This is a genomic window from Cronobacter sp. JZ38, from assembly GCF_008932145.1.
GTDB lineage: Bacteria > Pseudomonadota > Gammaproteobacteria > Enterobacterales > Enterobacteriaceae > Cronobacter > Cronobacter muytjensii.
In genome coordinates, this window is record NZ_CP017662.1 from 1,035,843 (window position 1) to 1,054,854 (window position 19,012).

Below are 19,012 nucleotides of genomic sequence, written 5' to 3' on the forward strand. Positions count from 1 at the left end.
CCTGCAATATCGGCGCGTAAGCCGGGTATGCGTAACGCAACCCGGCTTTTCTTTTCCTCAGGTTTTTCTTTTACCAAAGCCAGGTTTTACCCGGCGTCACCACCGCGGGTAGTGGAATATCCCACTCTTCCACCGGCAGGCTTTCCACCTGCTGGCAGTCGTGCGCGTAACCGACCGGGAAGAATCCGTGGTCGCGCCAGTGTTGCAGGGTGCGATCGTAAAAACCGCCGCCCATGCCGAGGCGTTGTCCCGTGCGGTCGAACGCGACCAACGGCGTTATCAAGACGTCGAGGCGGTCTAAAGGCAGCACATGGCGTACATCCAGCGCAGGCTCAAGAATTTTCAGACGATTCGTCGCAAGCAGGCTATCCGGCAGATATCGCAGGAACAAAAGATTACCGGGGCTGAAAGGATGAAGCACCGGCAGGTAGACCTGCTTCCCGGCGCGCCACAGACCTTCAATCAGCGGGCGGGTGTCGAGTTCACCATCAAAGGAGAGAAATACCGCGACGGTGCGCGCCTCAACGACCGGGGCGAAGCCCAGCATGCGTGCAGCGGCCCGTTCGGCGAAATGCGCCTGTTGTTCGGCCGTCAGCGCGCGGCGCTGTTGACGTATTGTTTTACGGATTTGTTGTCGAAGGTCGGCACTAACAGGAAGTTGCGTCATGGTAGTAAAGGAAGGGGAATCTCCGAGATGCCGCCGCAGGCTGTAACCCTTGAACCCGCGGTTCAAGGTGAATGCGTCGTCACGGTTTTAAGGCTTCTCGGACGAACCGAGCATGCTCACCAACCGTGGAGCGTCACATTCTTGTTTTTTGAAATATCGGCTCAGGGGACTGGCCCGCTTGCGAACATCTCAGAGAAATTTTTTCTTCACGGTCACTCTACCATAGTAGACCCTGAAGCGTTATTCAAACTTTGGCTCCGCTCTTTCACTTATGCGACCCTGCTCAAGTAATGCTTGCTCAATGGTCTGCTGGAGCATCCGGATACGCTGTTCCATGTTGGCCGCGTAGTCACGGGTTTTAACTTTTTCCTGAGCCAGCTCATAACAGACGTTCAGTGCTGCGATGAAAACTAACTGCTCAGTATTGGTGACTCTAGTGCGAACTTTCAGATCTTGCAACCGTTGATTCAGCTCGTCCGCAGCCTGATTCAGTGCATCTCGCTGTTCAGGCGGGCAATTCACCCGCAGTGAACGCCCAAAAATTTGGATATCGACTGGTTGTGCAGACATTCCACTTTCCTGCTGTTGACTCGCCAACCATTCGCGCCGGGGCTGCGAAGGGGCGACACTATAGCTACCCTGATATGAAGACACAAGCCCTTTTCTGGTATCACCAGGGCACGAAGTGGTAGCATAACACGAACTCATCCTCCCAACGACGACGAATGCGCATGTCTATACAGAACGAAATGCCTGGTTACGACGAAGTCGGCCAGTTGCTCAATCAGCAAGGCGTGGGCCTGACCCCCGCAGAAATGCACGGACTTATCAGTGGAATCCTGTGCGGCGGCAATCATGACAGCAGCTGGCAACCGCTGCTGCACGACCTCACCAATGAGGGGCTGGCGTTCGGCCAACAGCTCGCTCAGGCGCTGCGTCAGTTGCACGCCGCCACCAGCGATACGCTGGAGGATGATGGTTTCCTGTTCCAGCTCTGGCTGCCGGATGGCGATGACGTCTCGGTCTTCGATCGCGCCGACGCGCTGGCAGGCTGGGTGAACCACTTCCTGCTGGGGCTTGGCGTCACGCAGCCGAAGCTCGACAAAATCACTGGCGAAACCGGCGAGGCCATTGACGATCTGCGCAATATTGCCCAGCTCGGCTATGACGAAGGCGAAGATCAGGAAGAGCTGGAAATGTCGCTTGAGGAGATCGTCGAGTATGTGCGCGTCGCGGCGCTGCTCTGCCATGACACCTTTACGCGCCAGACGCTGACCGCGCCGGAAGTGAAAAAGCCTACGCTTCACTAAAATTCGTTTACTCAGGAGGTGCAATGACACAGCAAGAGTTTCTGCGACGCCGTCAGGCGTTGCTGGCGAAAATGGCGCCGGCCAGCGCGGCACTGATCTTCGCCGCGCCGCAAGCTTCACGCAGCGCCGACAGCGAATATCCCTATCGCCAGAGCAGCGATTTCTGGTACTTCACCGGCTTTAACGAACCGGAAGCCGTGCTGGTGCTCATCAAAAGCAATGAGACCCACAGCCACAGCGTTATCTTCAACCGTCTGCGCGATAAAAATGCGGAGATCTGGTTTGGCCGCCGTCTCGGGCAGGATGCAGCGCCGGCGAAGCTCGGCGTTGACCGTGCGCTGGCTTTTAATGAAATCGACGAACAGCTTTATCAGCTGCTCAACGGGCTGGATGTGGTCTACCACGCGCAGGGGGAATACACCTACGCCGACACCATCGTTTTCGCCGCGCTCGATAAGCTGCGCCGCGGTTCGCGCCAGAATCTCTCGGCACCCGCCACGCTCACCGACTGGCGCCCCTGGGTACACGAAATGCGCCTGTTCAAATCGCCGGAAGAGCTGGCTGTGATGCGCCGCGCCGGTGAAATCAGCGCGCTGGCGCATACCCGCGCTATGCAAAAATGCCGTCCGGGCATGTATGAATATCAGCTTGAAGGCGAAATTCTGCATGAATTCACCCGCCACGGCGCGCGTTTTCCCTCCTATAACACCATTGTGGGCGGCGGTGAGAACGGCTGTATCCTCCATTACACTGAAAACGAAAGCCAGCTGCGCGACGGCGATCTGGTCCTGATCGACGCAGGTTGTGAATATCAGGGCTACGCGGGCGATATCACCCGCACTTTTCCGGTGAACGGCAAATTCACCCCGGCTCAGCGCGCTGTTTACGACATCGTGCTGGAGTCGCTGGAAACCGCGCTGCGCCTTTTCCGCCCCGGTACGTCGATTCAGGACGTCACCGGCGATGTGGTGCGCGTCATGGTGAAAGGTCTTATCGGGCTTGGCATTCTGCAAGGCGATGTGGAGCAACTGGTCGCCGAAAATGCCCATCGTCCCTATTTTATGCACGGGCTCAGCCACTGGCTGGGGCTGGATGTGCACGACGTCGGTTTCTACGGCCCGGATCGCTCGCGCATTCTGGCGCCGGGAATGGTTATCACCGTTGAGCCGGGCCTCTATATCGCCCCCGACGCCGACGTGCCGGAGGAGTATCGCGGCATCGGCATTCGCATCGAAGACGATATCGTCATCACCGAAACGGGTAACGAAAACCTGACCGCGAGCGTGGTGAAATCGGCGGACGACATCGAAGCGCTGATGGCGGCAGCGCAGCGCTCATGAGTGTGATTATCGCAGGCGGCGGCATGGCTGGCGCGACGCTGGCGCTCGCGATTTCCCGCTTCACTCACGGTGCGTTGCCGGTTCACCTCGTGGAAGCCAGCGCGCCAGAGTCCGCCGCGCATCCGGGATTCGATGCGCGCGCCATCGCGCTTGCCGACGGCACCTGCCGGGAGCTTGAACGTGTCGGCGTCTGGCAGGCGCTCGCTCCCTGTGCGACACCCATCACCACCGTTCATGTCAGCGATCGCGGTCACGCCGGTTTTGTGACGCTCAACGCACGCGATTACCAGACGCAGGCGCTTGGCCATGTCGTCGAACTGCATGATGCCGGTCAGCGCCTTTTCGGCCTGCTGCGCAAAGCGCCCGGCGTTCATCTGCACTGCCCGGCGCGTGTGGCGGACATTACGCGCCGTGAAGAGGCGGTGAGCGTACGGCTGGACAGCGGCGAGACGCTGGAAGGCCAGTTGCTGGTCGCCGCCGACGGTTCGCGCTCCTCGATTGGCGCGCAGTGCGGCATTGAATGGCGTCAGCAGCCTTACCACCAGGCGGCGATTATCGCGAATGTCGCGACCGCATTGCCGCACCAGGGACGCGCGTTTGAGCGCTTCACCGAACACGGCCCGCTGGCGCTGCTGCCGATGTCCAGTGGGCGCAGCTCGCTGGTCTGGTGCCATCCGCTTGATAAACAGGCAGAGGTACTGGGCTGGAGCGATGAGCGCTTCTGTCGCGAACTGCAACACGCTTTTGGCTGGCGGCTCGGGCGTATCACACATGCAGGCGCGCGCAGCGGCTATCCGCTCGCCTTAAGCCTCGCCTCACGGGTGATTTCGCATCGCACGACGCTTGTCGGCAATGCTGCCCAGACGCTGCATCCGATCGCAGGGCAGGGCTTTAACCTCGGCTTACGCGATGTAATAACGCTCGCGGAGACGCTGGCGCAGGCGTTCGCGCGCGGTCAGGATATCGGCGCGTATCCGGTGCTAAACGCGTATCAGCAGCGCCGGGAGCAGGATAAAGCCGCGACGATCGGCGTTACCGACGGGCTGGTGCAGCTTTTCGCCAACCGCTGGTCGCCGCTGGTCGTCGGGCGCAACCTTGGCCTGATGGCGATGGATCTATTTACCCCGGCGCGTGACGCGCTGGCCAGACGCACCCTGGGTTGGGTGCCGCGCTAAGGAGTCGAATGTGCAAAGTGTAGATGTAGCGATTGTCGGCGGCGGAATGGTCGGGCTGGCGGTGGCCTGCGGGCTGGAAGGCAGCGGGCTGCGCGTCGCGGTGCTTGAACAACGCGCGCCGCAACCGCTGGATGCCGGAGCGCCGCCAGCGCTGCGCGTATCGGCGATCAACGCCGCCAGCGAAACGCTGCTCAAACGTCTCGGCGTATGGGAGGCGATTATTCGCCAGCGCGCCGCGGCCTATCACGGCATGGAGGTCTGGGAAAAAGACAGCTTCGGGCGCATCGCGTTTGACGATGAGGCGTTCGGCTTCAGCCATCTTGGGCACATTATCGAAAACCCGGTTATCCACCATGCGTTATGGGAAAAGGCGCAGCAGTGCAAATCTGTGACGCTGATGGCGCCGGCGACGCTGCAACAGGTGGCCTGGGGCGAGAACGAAGCATTTATTACGCTCGAAGACGGCAATATGCTGACGGCGCGGCTGGTTGTGGGCGCGGACGGCGCTAACTCCTGGCTGCGCACAAAGGCGGAAATTCCGCTGACGTCCTGGGATTACCAGCATCATGCCCTGGTCGCCACGATTCGCACCGATGAGCCGCACGGCGGCGTGGCGCGCCAGGTCTTTCATGGCGACGGCATTCTGGCGTTCCTGCCGCTCGGCGATCCGCATCTGTGCTCTATCGTCTGGTCACTCTCGCCGCAGGAGGCGGACCGGATGCAACAGGCCCCTGCGTCCGCGTTTAATCAGGCCCTCTGTGTGGCGTTCGATAACCGCCTCGGATTGTGTACGCTTGAGGGCGAGCGACAGGTCTTCCCGCTGACCGGGCGCTATGCGCGTCAGTTCGCCGCGCATCGACTGGCGCTTGTCGGCGACGCCGCGCACACCATTCATCCGCTGGCCGGGCAGGGAGTGAACCTCGGCTTTATGGACGCGGCTGAACTGATAAGCGAACTGCGTCGCCTGCAACAGCAGGGCAAGGATATCGGCCAGCATCTCTATCTGCGCCGCTACGAGCGCAGCCGCAAGCACGCCGCCGCGATGATGCTGGCAGGCATGCAGGGCTTTCGCGAGCTTTTCTCAGGCAATAACCCGGCGAAAAAGCTGCTGCGCGATCTGGGCTTAACGCTTGCCGATAAACTGCCGGGGATCAAACCGCAGCTGATTCGCCAGGCGATGGGGCTGAATGACCTGCCTGCGTGGTTGCGTTAACTGCGTCACACTTCTCTTTCCGGGCGTCGGAAAGAGAAGCTTCCCCCCGTTTGAAATATTCTAATTTCACTCTCTTTTTCGGATTAGTTTTTTTAATCCTTTAATTTTTCCACTGCCATGATTTTTCCTTCAAAACAGCGATTTCTGCCCGGTTATTTTGAAAAGGCGGCAGAGAGTTAGCGTATCGGCTACGCCTGAAACCATTCAGGCAGTGTTTAATTCTGTCGCCAAAAACGCCTGTCCCGGTCATAAGCTAATCTGATGACTCAGCTCACCTTATGGTTTACACCTCCGTTCGGTGATAAGTTCAGACGCAAGTTAACGTTTGCGTCGCCGTCGGGATCGGCGTCGGCGCCGGGTTTCACTCAGGGCTGTTCGCCGTCTGAAACCCACACCAACCCGGCTGACAGGATGAGGAAAAGATGGCTCAACAAACCCCGTTGTATGAACAGCACAACCTCTGCGGCGCGCGCATGGTGGATTTCCACGGCTGGATGATGCCGCTGCATTACGGCTCACAAATTGACGAACACCATGCCGTGCGCAACGACGCGGGGATGTTTGACGTCTCTCACATAACCATTGTCGATCTGCGCGGCGCGCGCACCCGCGATTTCCTGCGCTACTTGCTGGCAAACGATGTGGCGAAGCTGACCCAGCCGGGTAAAGCGCTCTACACCGCCATGCTCAACGCCTCTGCCGGCGTGATTGACGACCTGATCGTCTACTTCATGACGGAAGACTATTTCCGCCTGGTGGTGAACTCCGCCACCCGTGAAAAAGATCTCGCCTGGATCAACGAGCATGCCGAGCCTTACGGCGTCGCCGTTACCGTGCGCGACGATCTCTCCCTTATCGCCGTTCAGGGCCCGAACGCGAAGGCCAAAGCCGCCACGCTGTTTAACGATGCGCAGCGTAAAGCCGTCGAAGGCATGAAGCCGTTTTTCGGCGTGCAGGCGGACGATTTATTTATCGCCACTACCGGTTATACCGGCGAAGCGGGTTATGAAATCGCGATGCCGAATGAAAAAGCGGCGGGGTTCTGGAGCCAGCTGGTAGAAGCGGGCGTGAAACCTTGCGGCCTCGGCGCGCGCGACACGCTGCGCCTTGAGGCGGGCATGAATCTGTATGGCCAGGAGATGGATGAAGGCGTTTCGCCGCTCGCTGCCAATATGGGCTGGACGATCGCCTGGCAGCCGGAAGACCGCGATTTCATCGGCCGCGATGCGCTGGAAGCCCAGCGTGAAAACGGCACTGAACAGCTGGTCGGCCTGGTCATGACCGAAAAAGGCGTGCTGCGCAATGAGCTGCCGGTGCGCTTCACTGACACCCAGGGCAACGCGTGCGAAGGCATTATCACCAGCGGCACGTTCTCGCCGACGCTCGGCTACAGCATTGCGCTGGCTCGCGTTCCGGCGGGTATCGGCGATACTGCCATTGTGCAGATCCGCAACCGCGAAATGCCCGTGAAGGTCACTAAACCCGTTTTCGTGCGCGCCGGTAAACCGGTGGCGCAGTAAGTTTTGTTATCAGGAGAGAAGCAATGAGCAATGTGCCAAACGAACTGAAATACAGCAAAGAACACGAATGGCTGCGTAAAGAAGCGGACGGTACTTACACCGTTGGGATCACCGAACATGCGCAGCAGTTGCTGGGCGACATGGTGTTTGTCGACCTGCCGGATGTCGGCGCGACCGTCAGCGCGGGTGACGACTGCGCCGTGGCGGAGTCGGTGAAAGCCGCCTCTGACATCTACGCGCCGGTCAGCGGCGAGATCGTGGCCGTCAATGACGCGCTGAGCGACTCTCCGGAACTGGTCAACAGCGAGCCGTACGGCCAGGGCTGGATTTTCAAAATCAAAGCCAGCGACGAGGCCGAAGTGGCCGCGCTGCTGGACGCCAGCGCGTATGAAGCGCTGTTAGAAAACGAGTAATACACGGGACCGCGCTCCTGGGTAACGCTCAGGGGCAGGCGCGTGCGTCGCATTGCACGCGCCGCTCCCACAAGGGAGCACAACTGACCATCGCATTTATTTGCCTCACTGCACGTTTCAGGAAATATCGCCCATGACCCAGACCCTGAGCCACCTGGAAAATCGCGACGCTTTTATCGGGCGTCATATCGGACCGGGTGTTGACCAGCAGCAGGAGATGCTGCGCACCGTTGGCGCGGACTCGCTGGATGCGCTGATTTCGCAAATCGTTCCGGCGGATATCCAGCTTGCGACCCCGCCTGATGTTGGCGACGCCGCGACCGAATTCGCTGCGCTGGCGGAGCTCAAAGCTATCGCCGGGCGCAATAAGCGCTTCAAAAACTATATCGGCATGGGCTACACCGCGGTGCACACCCCGCCGGTTATCCTGCGCAACATGCTGGAAAACCCGGGCTGGTACACGGCCTATACGCCTTACCAGCCGGAAGTCTCTCAGGGACGTCTCGAAGCACTGCTTAATTTCCAGCAGGTGACGCTGGATCTGACCGGGCTTGATATCGCCTCCGCCTCGCTGCTTGATGAAGCTACCGCCGCGGCGGAAGCCATGGCGATGGCGAAGCGCGTCAGCAAACTGAAAAACGCCAACCGTTTCTTTGTGGCGGCTGATGTGCATCCACAGACGCTGGATGTGGTGCGCACCCGCGCTGAAACCTTCGGCTTTGAGGTGATTGTGGATGACGCGCAAAAGGCGCTCGATCATCAGGATCTGTTTGGCGTGCTGTTGCAGCAGGTCGGCACCACTGGCGAAGTGCATGACTATCGCGCGCTGATTAGCGAGCTGAAATCCCGCAAAGTGGTGGTCAGCGTAGCGGCGGATTTTATGGCGCTGGTGCTCCTGACCGCGCCGGGCAAGCAGGGCGCGGATATCGTCTTCGGCTCCGCCCAGCGTTTCGGCGTGCCGATGGGCTACGGCGGCCCGCATGCGGCGTTCTTTGCCGCCAGCGATGAATTTAAACGTTCCATGCCTGGGCGCATTATCGGCGTATCGAAAGACGCCGCCGGTCGCACTGCGCTGCGTATGGCGATGCAAACCCGCGAGCAGCATATTCGCCGCGAGAAAGCGAACTCCAACATCTGTACTTCCCAGGTGCTGCTGGCCAATATCGCGAGCCTCTACGCCGTGTTCCACGGCCCGGAGGGGCTGAAGCGCATCGCCAGCCGTATCCACCGTTTTGCCGATATTCTGGCGGCGGGCCTGCAACGCAAAGGGCTGAAGCTGCGTCATGCCACCTGGTTCGACACGCTGTGCGTCGACGTCGCCGATAAAGCGGCGGTGCTGACGCGCGCGCAGGCACAGGAAATCAACCTGCGCAGCGATATTCCGGGCGCGGTCGGCATTACGCTTGATGAAACCACGACCCGCGCTGACGTGCAGGCGCTGCTGCGCGTCGTGACCGGTGACGACGCGCAGGCGGATATCGACGCGCTGGATAAAGAGGTGGCGCACGACAGCCGCTCCATTCCGGCCGCGATGCTACGCGATGACGCCATCCTGACGCATCCGGTCTTTAATCGCTACCACAGCGAAACCGAGATGATGCGTTATATGCACAGCCTTGAGCGCAAAGATCTGGCGCTGAATCAGGCGATGATCCCGCTCGGCTCCTGCACCATGAAGCTCAATGCGGCAGCGGAAATGATCCCGATAACCTGGCCGGAATTCGCCGAACTGCATCCGTTCTGTCCGGCGGATCAGGCCGAGGGCTATCTGCAGATGATTGGCCAGCTCTCCGACTGGCTGGTGAAGCTCACCGGTTACGATGCGCTCTGCATGCAGCCGAACTCCGGCGCGCAGGGCGAGTATGCGGGCCTGCTGGCTATCCGCCACTATCACGAAAGCCGCAACGAAGGCCATCGCGATATCTGTCTTATTCCGAGCTCCGCGCATGGCACCAACCCGGCGTCGGCGCAGATGGCAGGCATGCAGGTCGTCGTGGTCGCCTGTGATAAACAGGGCAATATCGATCTGGCGGATCTGCGTGTGAAGGCCGAAACCGCAGGTGATAAGCTCTCCTGTATTATGGTGACGTATCCGTCCACCCACGGCGTGTATGAAGAAACCATCCGCGAGGTGTGCGACATCGTGCATCAGTACGGCGGTCAGGTTTACCTTGACGGCGCCAACATGAACGCCCAGGTGGGCATCACGTCGCCGGGCTATATCGGCGCGGATGTCTCACATCTCAACCTGCATAAAACATTCTGTATTCCGCACGGCGGCGGCGGCCCTGGCATGGGCCCGATTGGCGTGAAAGCACATCTGGCGCCATTTGTGCCGGGCCACAGCGTCGTGCAGATTGAAGGCATGCTGACGGCGCAGGGCGCGGTTTCCGCCGCACCGTTCGGCAGCGCGTCGATTCTGCCGATAAGCTGGATGTATATCCGTATGATGGGCTCTGAAGGGCTGAAGAAGGCAAGCCAGACGGCAATCCTCAACGCCAACTACATCGCCAGCCGTCTGAAAGACGCCTATCCGGTGCTCTATACCGGTCGCGACGGCCGCGTCGCGCATGAGTGCATTCTGGATATTCGCCCGCTGAAAGAGGCCTCCGGCATCAGCGAACTGGATATCGCCAAACGCCTTATCGACTATGGCTTCCACGCGCCGACCATGTCTTTCCCGGTCGCGGGCACGCTGATGGTTGAGCCGACAGAATCGGAAAGCAAAACTGAGCTGGACCGCTTTATCGACGCGATGCTGGCGATCCGCGGCGAAATCGACCGTGTGGCGCAGGGCGAATGGCCGCAGGACGATAACCCGCTGGTCAACGCGCCGCACGTGCAGCGCGAACTGGCTCAGGAATGGGAGCACGCTTACAGCCGCGAGCTGGCGGCGTTCCCGGCAGGGTTTGAGAATAAATACTGGCCGACCGTGAAGCGTCTCGATGATGTTTACGGCGACCGTAATCTCTTCTGCTCCTGTGTGCCGATGAGCGAGTATCAGTAACGGCTCTTCGCTGTGACCAGCAGGTAAAGACAACCCACAGGGCGCTTCGGCGCCCTTTTTTTATGGCGCGGCACCGGATGCCACGCTATTGCTACCTGATTTGTAGAGTGTCCCTGCGTTACGCACCGCGGTAAGTTATCGGGAGCACCCCGATGCATGCAGAAAAGCCTGCTGTACCACACCATAAAAAAGGAAAAAGTATGTCCATTGCACTGATTACCGGCGCGAGCCGCGGCATTGGCAGGGCGACGGCGCAGTTGCTGGCCGCGCAGGGCTATACCGTGGCGGTCAATTACCTCAGTAACGCCGCCGCGGCGCAGGAGGTGGTTGACGCGATCACCGCACACGGCGGGCGGGCGTTTCCCGTGCAGGCGGATATCAGCGACGAAAGGCAGGTGATGGCGATGTTCGCCACGCTTGACCAGCAGGACGAGCCGCTGGTTGCGCTGGTCAATAACGCCGGCGTTCTGTTTACCCAATGCATGACGGAGAACCTGACCGCAGAGCGCATCAACAAAGTGCTCGCCATTAACGTCACCGGCTATTTCCTGTGCTGCCGCGAAGCGGTGAAGCGAATGGCGCATCATCACGGCGGGCGGGGCGGTGCGATTGTGAATGTGTCGTCTGCCGCCTCACGGCTTGGCGCGCCTGGCGAGTATGTCGATTACGCGGCGTCGAAAGGCGCGGTGGATTCCCTGACCATTGGGCTATCGCTGGAAGTCGCCGCGCAGGGCATTCGCGTCAACGGCGTGCGGCCAGGGCTTATCTATACCGATATTCACGCCTCTGGCGGCGAGCCGGGCCGCGTCGATCGCGTGAAATCGGCGTTACCGATGCAGCGCGGCGGTCAACCGGAAGAGGTCGCCGAAGCCATCGCCTGGTTGCTCAGCGATAAAGCCTCTTACGTGACGGGCAGTTTTCTTGATCTCGCTGGCGGGAAATAACCGGAGCGGATTGACGAGGGCGGAAGAGAGGCAGGCGGGTGGCGCTGCGCTTATCCGCCTTACGGGACAGACAGAAGCCGTATTGCAGGGCGGGAAGTAAAGCGCACCCGCCAGATCTGATGGCGGGCGCCGGTTGGCTCCCTCCCCGCAGGGGAGAGGGCTGAAATGAGAGGTCAGAGCGACTCGCCGTTACTGGCAATCACCCCCTGATACCACGCAAAACTCTTCTTACGGGAGCGGGACATATCGCCTGTGCCGTCATCGTGCTTATTCACATAGATAAAGCCGTAACGCTTGCTGTACTGCCCGGTAGTGAATGATACGCAGTCGATGCAGCCCCACGGCGTATAGCCCAGCAAATCCACGCCGTCGTAAGTCACCGCTTTCATCATCTGCTCAATATGGGCGCGCAGATAATCGATGCGGTAATCATCATTAATGCTGCCGTCTTCTTCCACGTTGTCGTAAGCGCCAAAGCCGTTTTCGACGATAAACAGCGGCTTCTGGTAGCGCTCGTAGAGCTCACACAGCGCGTAGCGCAGGCCCACCGGGTCAATCTGCCAGCCCCAGTCGGACGCTTTCACATGCGGGTTCGGCACGCTGCCCTGGAAACCGGTCAGCGCATCGCCGCTGCCGCCCTCGGCCTGTACCGCGTTAGTCATGTAATAGCTGAAGCCCAGATAGTCGCAGCAGCCTTCGCGCAGGATCTGCTCGTCGCCTGCTTCCATCCTGATGTTAAAACCGCGGCGCTCCCACTCGTTCAGCACGTAAGACGGGTAGTAGCCGCGCAGCTGGACGTCGGTAAAGACATAACGCTCACGCATCGATTCCTGCGCATACATTACGTCCTCCGGTTTGCAGGAGAACGGATAGAGCGGCACCATCGCCAGCATGCAGCCGATTTTCATCTCCGGGTTAATGCGATGGCCAATTTTCACCGCCAGGGCGCTCGCTACAAACTGATGGTGCAGCACCTGGTACATCGTCTCTTCCGGGTTGTCGTGCTCGGTATAGACCACGCCGGAGCAGCAGTAGCCGAACAGCGGCGCGCGCCAGTTGCGCTGGTTGTTGATCTCGTTAAAGGTCATCCAGTATTTGACCTTATTCTTGTAGCGCTCAAACACCACTTCGGCGAAGCGCACAAAGAAATCCACCACTTTACGGTTGGTCCAGCCGCCATACTGCTGCACCAGATGCAGCGGCATTTCAAAATGAGAGAGCGTAATGACCGGCTCGATGTTGTATTTCAGCAGCTCATCGAACATATCGTCGTAAAACTTAAGGCCAGCCTCGTTAGGCTGTGTTTCGTCGCCATTCGGGAAGATACGCGTCCAGGCGATGGAGGTGCGGAAACATTTAAAGCCCATTTCGGCGAAGAGTTTAATGTCTTCTTTGTAATGCCCGTAGAAATCGATGGCTTCGTGGTTTGGGTAATATTTGCCCGGCACAACGGATTCGGTGATTTCACGCGGTACGCCGTGCGCGCCGCCGGTCAGCACGTCGCAGATGCTCGGCCCTTTGCCGCCCTGATCCCAGCCGCCTTCCACCTGATGCGCGGCGACTGCGCCGCCCCATAAAAAGTCTTTCGGTAATTTAAGCTGTTTCATCGTGTCATCTCATCGAAAATGAATTTAAAGCTGATTAATAACGATAAATTAATAGAGGCTGGCTGCGAGTCTAGCAAAGGAAATACAAAAGTCACGCTATAACAAATAGCGTATGGCGTGACTTGTTACAAATGAAAAACAGGTTGTTTTTTTATGTCAGTTTTTTCGCCAGCTTGCGGCCCAGCGTTTCAAGAATATAGATGACAGGAATTTGCGTGGTAATGTCGTAAACACCAGCGATGCGCGTTTGCGGGACGTGCCAGGAGAGATTGAAATCAGCAAGCTTCGCCAGAGAAGAGTTTTCATGGCTGGTAACAGAGAGCACTTTGCAGCGGTGCAGGCTGAACTGGCTGGCGAAACGCAGGATCTCTTCGGTCTCGCCGGAGACGGAGAGCACAATCGCCAGCGCGTTTTTCGCCATATCGTTTGTGACCGGGAAATAAGGGTCGTCAATATGGTTACTGAATTTTCCGACATTTGAGAAAAATCGCGCGCCATATTTGGCCAGTGCGCCTGAGGTGCCTGCCCCAACAAATATAATACGTTCGGATTCGAGAATAATTTCTACCGCTTTTTCAAGCAGGGCATCGAATTCCTCATTATTGACGCTGCGGAAAAAACTAATAATTTCACTGGCGCCGAAATTTGCCTGCTGTGGCTCATTTTGCTCCAGATATAATTTAAAACGTACGCGGAATTCGGAATACCCTTCGCAATTCAGTTTGCGGCAAAAGCGTAATACGGTTGTGGTGGAAACACCCGCCGCATCCGCCAGTTCGCGAATTGTCATGTACATGACTTTGTCGCGGTTTTTGACCACAAAATTGTAAACCATCATCTCAAGATTATTGAGGCTGGCGACAGCGGAGTGGGTAAACATTGTCACGGCGCAACATCCTTTGGTTAATGCTTTCAGGCTCCGGCGCGGGCGTTGACCGCGGCGTCGGCTCGCTCATGCTGCCATAAATCGCGGCGGCATGCGCCACTCTTTCTGCCGCGCAATGGCGTCTGCCCGCCGCGCGGCTTATGATGGGGCCTTCTTTTTACCAGGACGCGCCATGAAAAACGCTATTACTTTCTATACCCGCTTCCAGCAGGACATTCTCAACGGCACCAAAACTATCACCATCCGAGACGCCAGCGAATCACACTTTAAGCCGGGCCAGCGGCTGCGCACCGGGCGCTACGAGGATGACGGCTATTTCTGCACGCTGGAAGTCCTGAGCGTGACGCCGGTAACGCTGGCGCAACTGAACGAAGAGCATGCTCGTCAGGAGAATATGACGCTGGATGCGCTGAAAAAGGTTATTGGGGACATTTATCCGGGACTTAGTGAACTGTATGTGATTGCTTTCAAAAAGGTTGATGAGTAAAAGCACGCATGGGCGGTAAAGGGAAAACTGTTGTCCGGGGCCGTTGCGCCAGGCTATTACGGGTCGTCACAGATTTATTTTAGCGAACAGGTGTTCACTGGAATCATTCTCAGTTAGGCTATGTGGGCTGCGTTTTTTTTATTCAGTTTTACCGGAGTCGCCACATGGTTCGTAAACCATTACTTGCGCAGGGATATTCACTGGCTGAGGAGATAGCCAACAGCATCAGTCACGGCATCGGGCTGGTGTTTGGGATTGTCGGGCTGGTGTTGTTACTGGTCCAGGCGGTGGACAGCAATGCCAGCGCCACTGCTATCACCAGTTACAGCCTCTATGGCGGCAGCATGATCCTGCTGTTTCTCGCCTCGACCCTTTACCACGCCATACCGCACGCGCGGGCTAAAACCTGGCTTAAAAAGTTTGATCATTGTGCGATTTACTTATTAATTGCAGGCACTTACACGCCGTTTCTGTTGGTGGGGCTTAAGTCGCCGCTGGCGCATGGATTGATGATTGTTATCTGGAGCCTGGCGCTGCTCGGCATCCTCTTTAAGCTCACCATCGCTCACCGCTTTAAGGTTTTGTCGCTGGTGACTTATCTTACGATGGGCTGGCTGTCGCTGGTGGTCATCTACCAGATGGTGGTGAAGCTCGCGCCTGGTAGCGTAACGCTGCTCGCGGCAGGGGGCATTATCTATTCGCTGGGCGTGATTTTTTATGTCTGCAAACGTATTCCGTACAACCATGCCATCTGGCACGGTTTCGTGCTGGGCGGGAGCGTCTGCCATTTCCTGGCCATTTACCTCTATATCCGTTAACGCGCCTGCGTTATCACAATCTCGCCTGATACACCTAATCAACATCCATTGAATTCCCGCCAGGCTGATGGTTACCGGCCTGGCGGTCATGACGGGCGCATTCCGTGCGCCGGGTTTTGGCGGGAAACCGTTACGCCTCTTCGAGCGAGTAGGGCAGCGGCTCGATATGCAGCGTGTGCGCGCCGCTTTCTTCACGAACCCGGAACACGGTGTCGGCTTCCAGATCGTTGTTCATAACCACCTGCGCCAGCAGGCGTCCGTCATCCAGCTGTACTGCCGCCAGTACCGTACCGGTGCGACGCCAGTTCTCGCCCATTTGCATTTCGATATCTTCGCCGGCTTCTGGCACACGGCTGCCATGCCCCGCCAGATACCACAGCGCGCGTTTGTTGGCGCCGCGAAATTTCGCACGCGCTACCATTTCCTGGCCTGCGTAACAGCCTTTCTTAAAGCTGATGCCGCCCAGCGCCTGAATGTTGGTCGCCTGCGGAATAAACTGATTGCTGTTTGGCGCGTCGATGACAGGGAAACCCGCTTCTACGTCCAGCGCCAGCCACTGGGCGCTGGCGTTCAGTTGCGCTTCGCCACGAAGCTTTTCCGCAAGCTGACTGGCAGTCTCCTCATTGGTCATGACAAGAAAACGTTCCTCAGGCAGACCGAGCCACAGCAGAGTAGTAGGGCCGACAGTCACGCGCTGGTTTTGCTCATCCGGCAGCGAGGCGAAATGGTTCGCCAGCGCCGCGCGCGCCTGAAAACCAGCCACGCCCAGCAGCACCGATTCATCGTCCGGCGCGAGGGTCACCTTTGAGAAAACCGCATATTTTTTCATTTCCGCGAGCTGCGCGTCGCGCACGCTGCGTCGTTCGATCCAGGCGAAACCGTCACCGTTGCGGAACAGACGCAGATTGCTCCACATTTTGCCCTTCGCATCGCAGTGCGCCACCAGCAGATGCTGGTTATCGCCAAGCTGGGTAACGTCCGCCGTCACCTGGCCCTGAAGATACTTTTCGCTGTCCGGGCCCGTGATTGTCGCCAGCGCCCAGTCTTCCAGCGAAATGAGCGTCAGCGGCAGGCGCGCACTGGCGGCTGGCTGACGGGGAGGAAATGGAGTAAATGCCATAAATAGATTCCCAATGTGCTATCGCAATAATGGTCCACGCGAGTGGAGAGATAGCTTCATATTGTTAAAGAGCCGACGGAGTTTGCAAGCCTTTTAGCATCCCCTTTTGTGCCGTTAACGCGTTCTTCGAGATAACTCGCAGGGAAAAATGTCGGTTGCACCCAAAAAGTTATATTCAGGATAACGCCTCGCAAATACTCATATAGGACTGAATGATGTGTGCAAAACGGGTTACACTAACCGCCGTCATTCAATAGCGGTTAGCAGGTAAGAGACATGGATATTAACAATAAAGCCCGTATTCACTGGGCATGTCGCAGAGGTATGCGTGAGCTGGATATTTCCATCATGCCTTTCTTTGAGCACGACTATGACGCTCTGAGCGAAGAAGACAAACGCGTCTTTGTCCGCCTGCTGGAGTGTGACGACCCTGATTTATTCAACTGGCTGATGAACCACGGCAAACCTGCCGATGCGGAACTGGCGCGGATGGTGCAATTGATCCAGCAACGGAATCAGGAACGTGGTCCTGTGGCACTCTGATCTTCGCGTCTCATGGCGCTCTCAGTGGGTATCGCTGCTGCTGCACGGCGCTGTGGCCGTTATTATTTTGTTGCTTCCGTGGCCGCTGCGGTATCTGCCCGTCTGGATGTTGCTGCTGTCGCTGGTGGTGTTTGACTGCGTTCGCAGCCAGCGACGTATCAACGCCTTTCAGGGGGAGGTAAGCCTCACGGCGGACTATCAGCTACGCTGGCAGGGCATCGACTGGGAGATTTGCGCCACGCCCTGGATGTTACGCAGCGGCATGATGATGCGCCTGCGCCATCCCAAAACGACGCGCAGCCACCATGTGTGGCTGGCATCGGACAGCATGACGCCGGCAGAGTGGCGGGATTTGCGTCGACTGTTACTGCAACAGCCGGTGCGGGGTAGCCGTTGACGCCGCCAGTGACACTCAGCACCAATGGTACTCAGGAGAAGTGCGCCGCCATTTCACCGAGGATCTGCTCGCACCAGCTTTCGATACGGCTATCGCTCAGGTCGTACTGATTGGTTTCATCCAGCGCAAGACCGACAAACAGCTGACCATCCGCGATGACGGGTTTAGGACTGGTGAATTCATAGCCTTCAGTGGGCCAGTAGCCGACGAACTTTACGCCCTTCGGGCTAAGCTTGTCATGAAGCATGCCGAGCGCGTCAAGGAACCACTCGCCGTAGCCCAACTGATCGCCCATGCCATAGAGCGCCACGATTTTTCCGTCGAGGTTTAATGCGTCCAGCTGATCCCATATGGCTTCCCAGTCTTCCTGGAGTTCGCCGAAATCCCAGGTAGGAATGCCGAGGATCAGCACATCATACTGTTCCATGAGCGTTGGCGAGTCGTCTTTAAGGTTGTGCAGCGTGACCAGTTCAGGACCAATAATATCGCGGATTTTTTCAGCCGCCATTTCGGTGTAACAGGTGCTGGAACCATAAAAAAGACCAATGTTCATAGCGATAACGTCTCATTTCCTATTCTGCAGAAGCGCCAGTGTATCAGATCCCGCCTCCTGTCAGGCATAATGCAGCGACGAGGAGCGTAAGTGAGGTGGCAATGGAACAGGATTTAGCCCGTATCGAACAATTTCTCGATGCGCTCTGGCTGGAGCGCAACCTGGCCGAGAACAGCCTGAACGCGTACCGGCGGGATCTCAAAATGGTGGTCGAGTGGTTGCACCACCGCGGACTCAGTCTCTCGACCGCGCAGAGCGGCGATCTCCAGACGCTGCTGGCGGAGCGCGTTGAGGGCGGATACAAAGCGACCAGCACTGCCCGTATGCTAAGCGCCGTGCGGCGCTTGTTTCAGCATCTGTACCGTGAAAAAATTCGCGATGATGACCCCAGCGCGTTGCTGGCGTCACCCAAGCTGCCGCAGCGCCTGCCGAAGGATTTAAGTGAAGCGCAGGTGGAGCGTTTGCTGCAGGCGCCGACGGTCGATCAACCCATTGAACTGCGTGATAAAGCGATGCTGGAAGTGTTGTACGCCACCGGGCTTCGCGTCTCTGAGCTGGTCGGATTAACCATGAGCGATGTCAGCCTGCGACAGGGCGTCGTACGCGTTATCGGTAAAGGCAACAAAGAGCGGCTGGTGCCGCTTGGCGAAGAGGCCATCTACTGGCTGGAACACTATCTCACGCATGGCCGTCCGTGGTTGCTTAACGGGCAGTCGCTGGATGTTCTCTTTCCGAGCAATCGCGCTCAGCAGATGACACGACAGACCTTCTGGCATCGTATCAAACATTATGCTCAACTGGCGGGCATCGATAGTGAAAAGCTTTCGCCGCACGTTTTACGTCATGCGTTCGCCACGCATCTGTTAAATCATGGCGCCGATTTGCGCGTGGTTCAGATGCTGCTGGGACACAGCGATCTTTCCACCACGCAAATCTACACGCATGTGGCGACGGAACGATTGCGGCAACTTCATCAACAGCACCACCCCAGAGCGTGAGTGCCGAATTTAAG

At 58.0% G+C, this 19,012-nt stretch carries 19 protein-coding genes and 1 other RNA gene; 13 read left to right on the forward strand and 7 right to left on the reverse strand.

The features are described from left to right. Positions 1-70: 70 nt before the first annotated feature. From BJP61_RS04880 to zapA, 3 genes are all read right to left on the reverse strand, one after another. Positions 71-667 (reverse strand): 5-formyltetrahydrofolate cyclo-ligase, encoded by a 597-nt coding sequence (locus tag BJP61_RS04880; protein WP_038867976.1) that lies wholly within the window; start codon positions 665-667, stop codon positions 71-73. Between the two features lie 15 nt (positions 668-682). Then, positions 683-866: non-coding RNA, 6S RNA (ssrS, locus tag BJP61_RS04885), on the reverse strand. Positions 867-907: 41 nt separating this feature from the next. Beyond that, positions 908-1,237 (reverse strand): cell division protein ZapA, encoded by a 330-nt coding sequence (gene zapA, locus BJP61_RS04890; protein WP_007669177.1) that lies wholly within the window; start codon positions 1,235-1,237, stop codon positions 908-910. 161 nt (positions 1,238-1,398) lie between these two features. Here zapA and BJP61_RS04895 point away from each other — a divergent pair, with 161 nt between their 5' ends. The 8 genes from BJP61_RS04895 (at position 1,399) to BJP61_RS04930 (ending at position 11,589) form a co-directional block, all read left to right on the forward strand. Beyond that, positions 1,399-1,977 (forward strand): YecA family protein, encoded by a 579-nt coding sequence (locus BJP61_RS04895; RefSeq protein WP_131824734.1) that lies wholly within the window; start codon positions 1,399-1,401, stop codon positions 1,975-1,977. 23 nt (positions 1,978-2,000) lie between these two features. Further along, a complete protein-coding gene (gene pepP / locus BJP61_RS04900; protein WP_171997916.1) occupies positions 2,001-3,317 on the forward strand; it encodes a Xaa-Pro aminopeptidase in 1,317 nt (438 codons plus the stop codon). After that, positions 3,314-4,492 carry a 2-octaprenyl-6-methoxyphenyl hydroxylase gene (ubiH, locus tag BJP61_RS04905; protein ID WP_171997917.1) on the forward strand — a complete coding sequence of 393 codons (1,179 nt, stop codon included), beginning with the start codon at positions 3,314-3,316 and terminating at the stop codon, positions 4,490-4,492. Before pepP ends, ubiH begins: the two co-directional genes overlap by 4 nt. A gap of 10 nt (positions 4,493-4,502) precedes the next feature. Then, on the forward strand, positions 4,503-5,705 hold the full coding sequence (gene ubiI / locus BJP61_RS04910; RefSeq protein ID WP_075193423.1) for an FAD-dependent 2-octaprenylphenol hydroxylase: 1,203 nt from the start codon (positions 4,503-4,505) through the stop codon (positions 5,703-5,705). A 422-nt stretch (positions 5,706-6,127) separates the two neighbouring features. Further along, positions 6,128-7,225 (forward strand): glycine cleavage system aminomethyltransferase GcvT, encoded by a 1,098-nt coding sequence (gcvT, locus tag BJP61_RS04915; RefSeq protein ID WP_171997918.1) that lies wholly within the window; start codon positions 6,128-6,130, stop codon positions 7,223-7,225. Between the two features lie 23 nt (positions 7,226-7,248). Continuing rightward, a complete protein-coding gene (gene gcvH / locus BJP61_RS04920; RefSeq protein WP_038867985.1) occupies positions 7,249-7,638 on the forward strand; it encodes a glycine cleavage system protein GcvH in 390 nt (129 codons plus the stop codon). Positions 7,639-7,771: 133 nt separating this feature from the next. Then, a complete protein-coding gene (gene gcvP / locus BJP61_RS04925; RefSeq protein ID WP_171997919.1) occupies positions 7,772-10,645 on the forward strand; it encodes an aminomethyl-transferring glycine dehydrogenase in 2,874 nt (957 codons plus the stop codon). A 200-nt stretch (positions 10,646-10,845) separates the two neighbouring features. Continuing rightward, positions 10,846-11,589, forward strand: coding sequence for an SDR family oxidoreductase (locus BJP61_RS04930; protein WP_038867990.1), 744 nt, complete (start codon positions 10,846-10,848; stop codon positions 11,587-11,589). Between the two features lie 173 nt (positions 11,590-11,762). Here BJP61_RS04930 and BJP61_RS04935 read toward each other — a convergent pair whose 3' ends face one another. After that, positions 11,763-13,196, reverse strand: a complete 1,434-nt coding sequence (locus BJP61_RS04935; RefSeq protein ID WP_161579710.1) for a 6-phospho-beta-glucosidase — start codon at positions 13,194-13,196, stop codon at positions 11,763-11,765. Between the two features lie 151 nt (positions 13,197-13,347). Then, a complete protein-coding gene (locus tag BJP61_RS04940; protein ID WP_038867994.1) occupies positions 13,348-14,076 on the reverse strand; it encodes a MurR/RpiR family transcriptional regulator in 729 nt (242 codons plus the stop codon). 178 nt (positions 14,077-14,254) lie between these two features. On the opposite strand from BJP61_RS04940, the gene yqfB reads away from it, so the two are divergent. Together yqfB and BJP61_RS04950 are read left to right on the forward strand one after the other, a co-directional pair. Then, positions 14,255-14,569 (forward strand): N(4)-acetylcytidine aminohydrolase, encoded by a 315-nt coding sequence (gene yqfB / locus BJP61_RS04945; protein WP_161579709.1) that lies wholly within the window; start codon positions 14,255-14,257, stop codon positions 14,567-14,569. Positions 14,570-14,733: 164 nt separating this feature from the next. After that, the gene (locus BJP61_RS04950; protein ID WP_161579708.1) at positions 14,734-15,387 is read left to right on the forward strand and encodes a hemolysin III family protein; all 654 of its coding nucleotides are present in this window, start codon (positions 14,734-14,736) and stop codon (positions 15,385-15,387) included. 130 nt (positions 15,388-15,517) lie between these two features. On the opposite strand, the gene ygfZ is transcribed toward BJP61_RS04950, so the two are convergent. Further along, entirely contained in the window at positions 15,518-16,507 is a 990-nt protein-coding gene (ygfZ, locus tag BJP61_RS04955) for a tRNA-modifying protein YgfZ (RefSeq protein WP_038868000.1), read from the reverse strand. A gap of 276 nt (positions 16,508-16,783) precedes the next feature. On the opposite strand from ygfZ, the gene sdhE reads away from it, so the two are divergent. Beyond that, complete coding sequence (sdhE, locus tag BJP61_RS04960) at positions 16,784-17,050, forward strand: FAD assembly factor SdhE (protein ID WP_038868003.1); 267 nt, start codon at positions 16,784-16,786, stop codon at positions 17,048-17,050. Next, positions 17,031-17,447 carry a protein YgfX gene (locus BJP61_RS04965; protein ID WP_038868005.1) on the forward strand — a complete coding sequence of 139 codons (417 nt, stop codon included), beginning with the start codon at positions 17,031-17,033 and terminating at the stop codon, positions 17,445-17,447. The genes sdhE and BJP61_RS04965 overlap by 20 nt, the downstream gene beginning before the upstream one ends. Positions 17,448-17,478: 31 nt before the next feature. Here the strand turns inward: BJP61_RS04965 and fldB are convergent, their stop codons facing one another. After that, entirely contained in the window at positions 17,479-18,000 is a 522-nt protein-coding gene (fldB, locus tag BJP61_RS04970) for a flavodoxin FldB (protein WP_161579706.1), read from the reverse strand. Positions 18,001-18,101: 101 nt separating this feature from the next. Here fldB and xerD point away from each other — a divergent pair, with 101 nt between their 5' ends. Next, a complete protein-coding gene (gene xerD / locus BJP61_RS04975; protein WP_161579745.1) occupies positions 18,102-18,998 on the forward strand; it encodes a site-specific tyrosine recombinase XerD in 897 nt (298 codons plus the stop codon). Positions 18,999-19,012 lie beyond the last annotated feature (14 nt).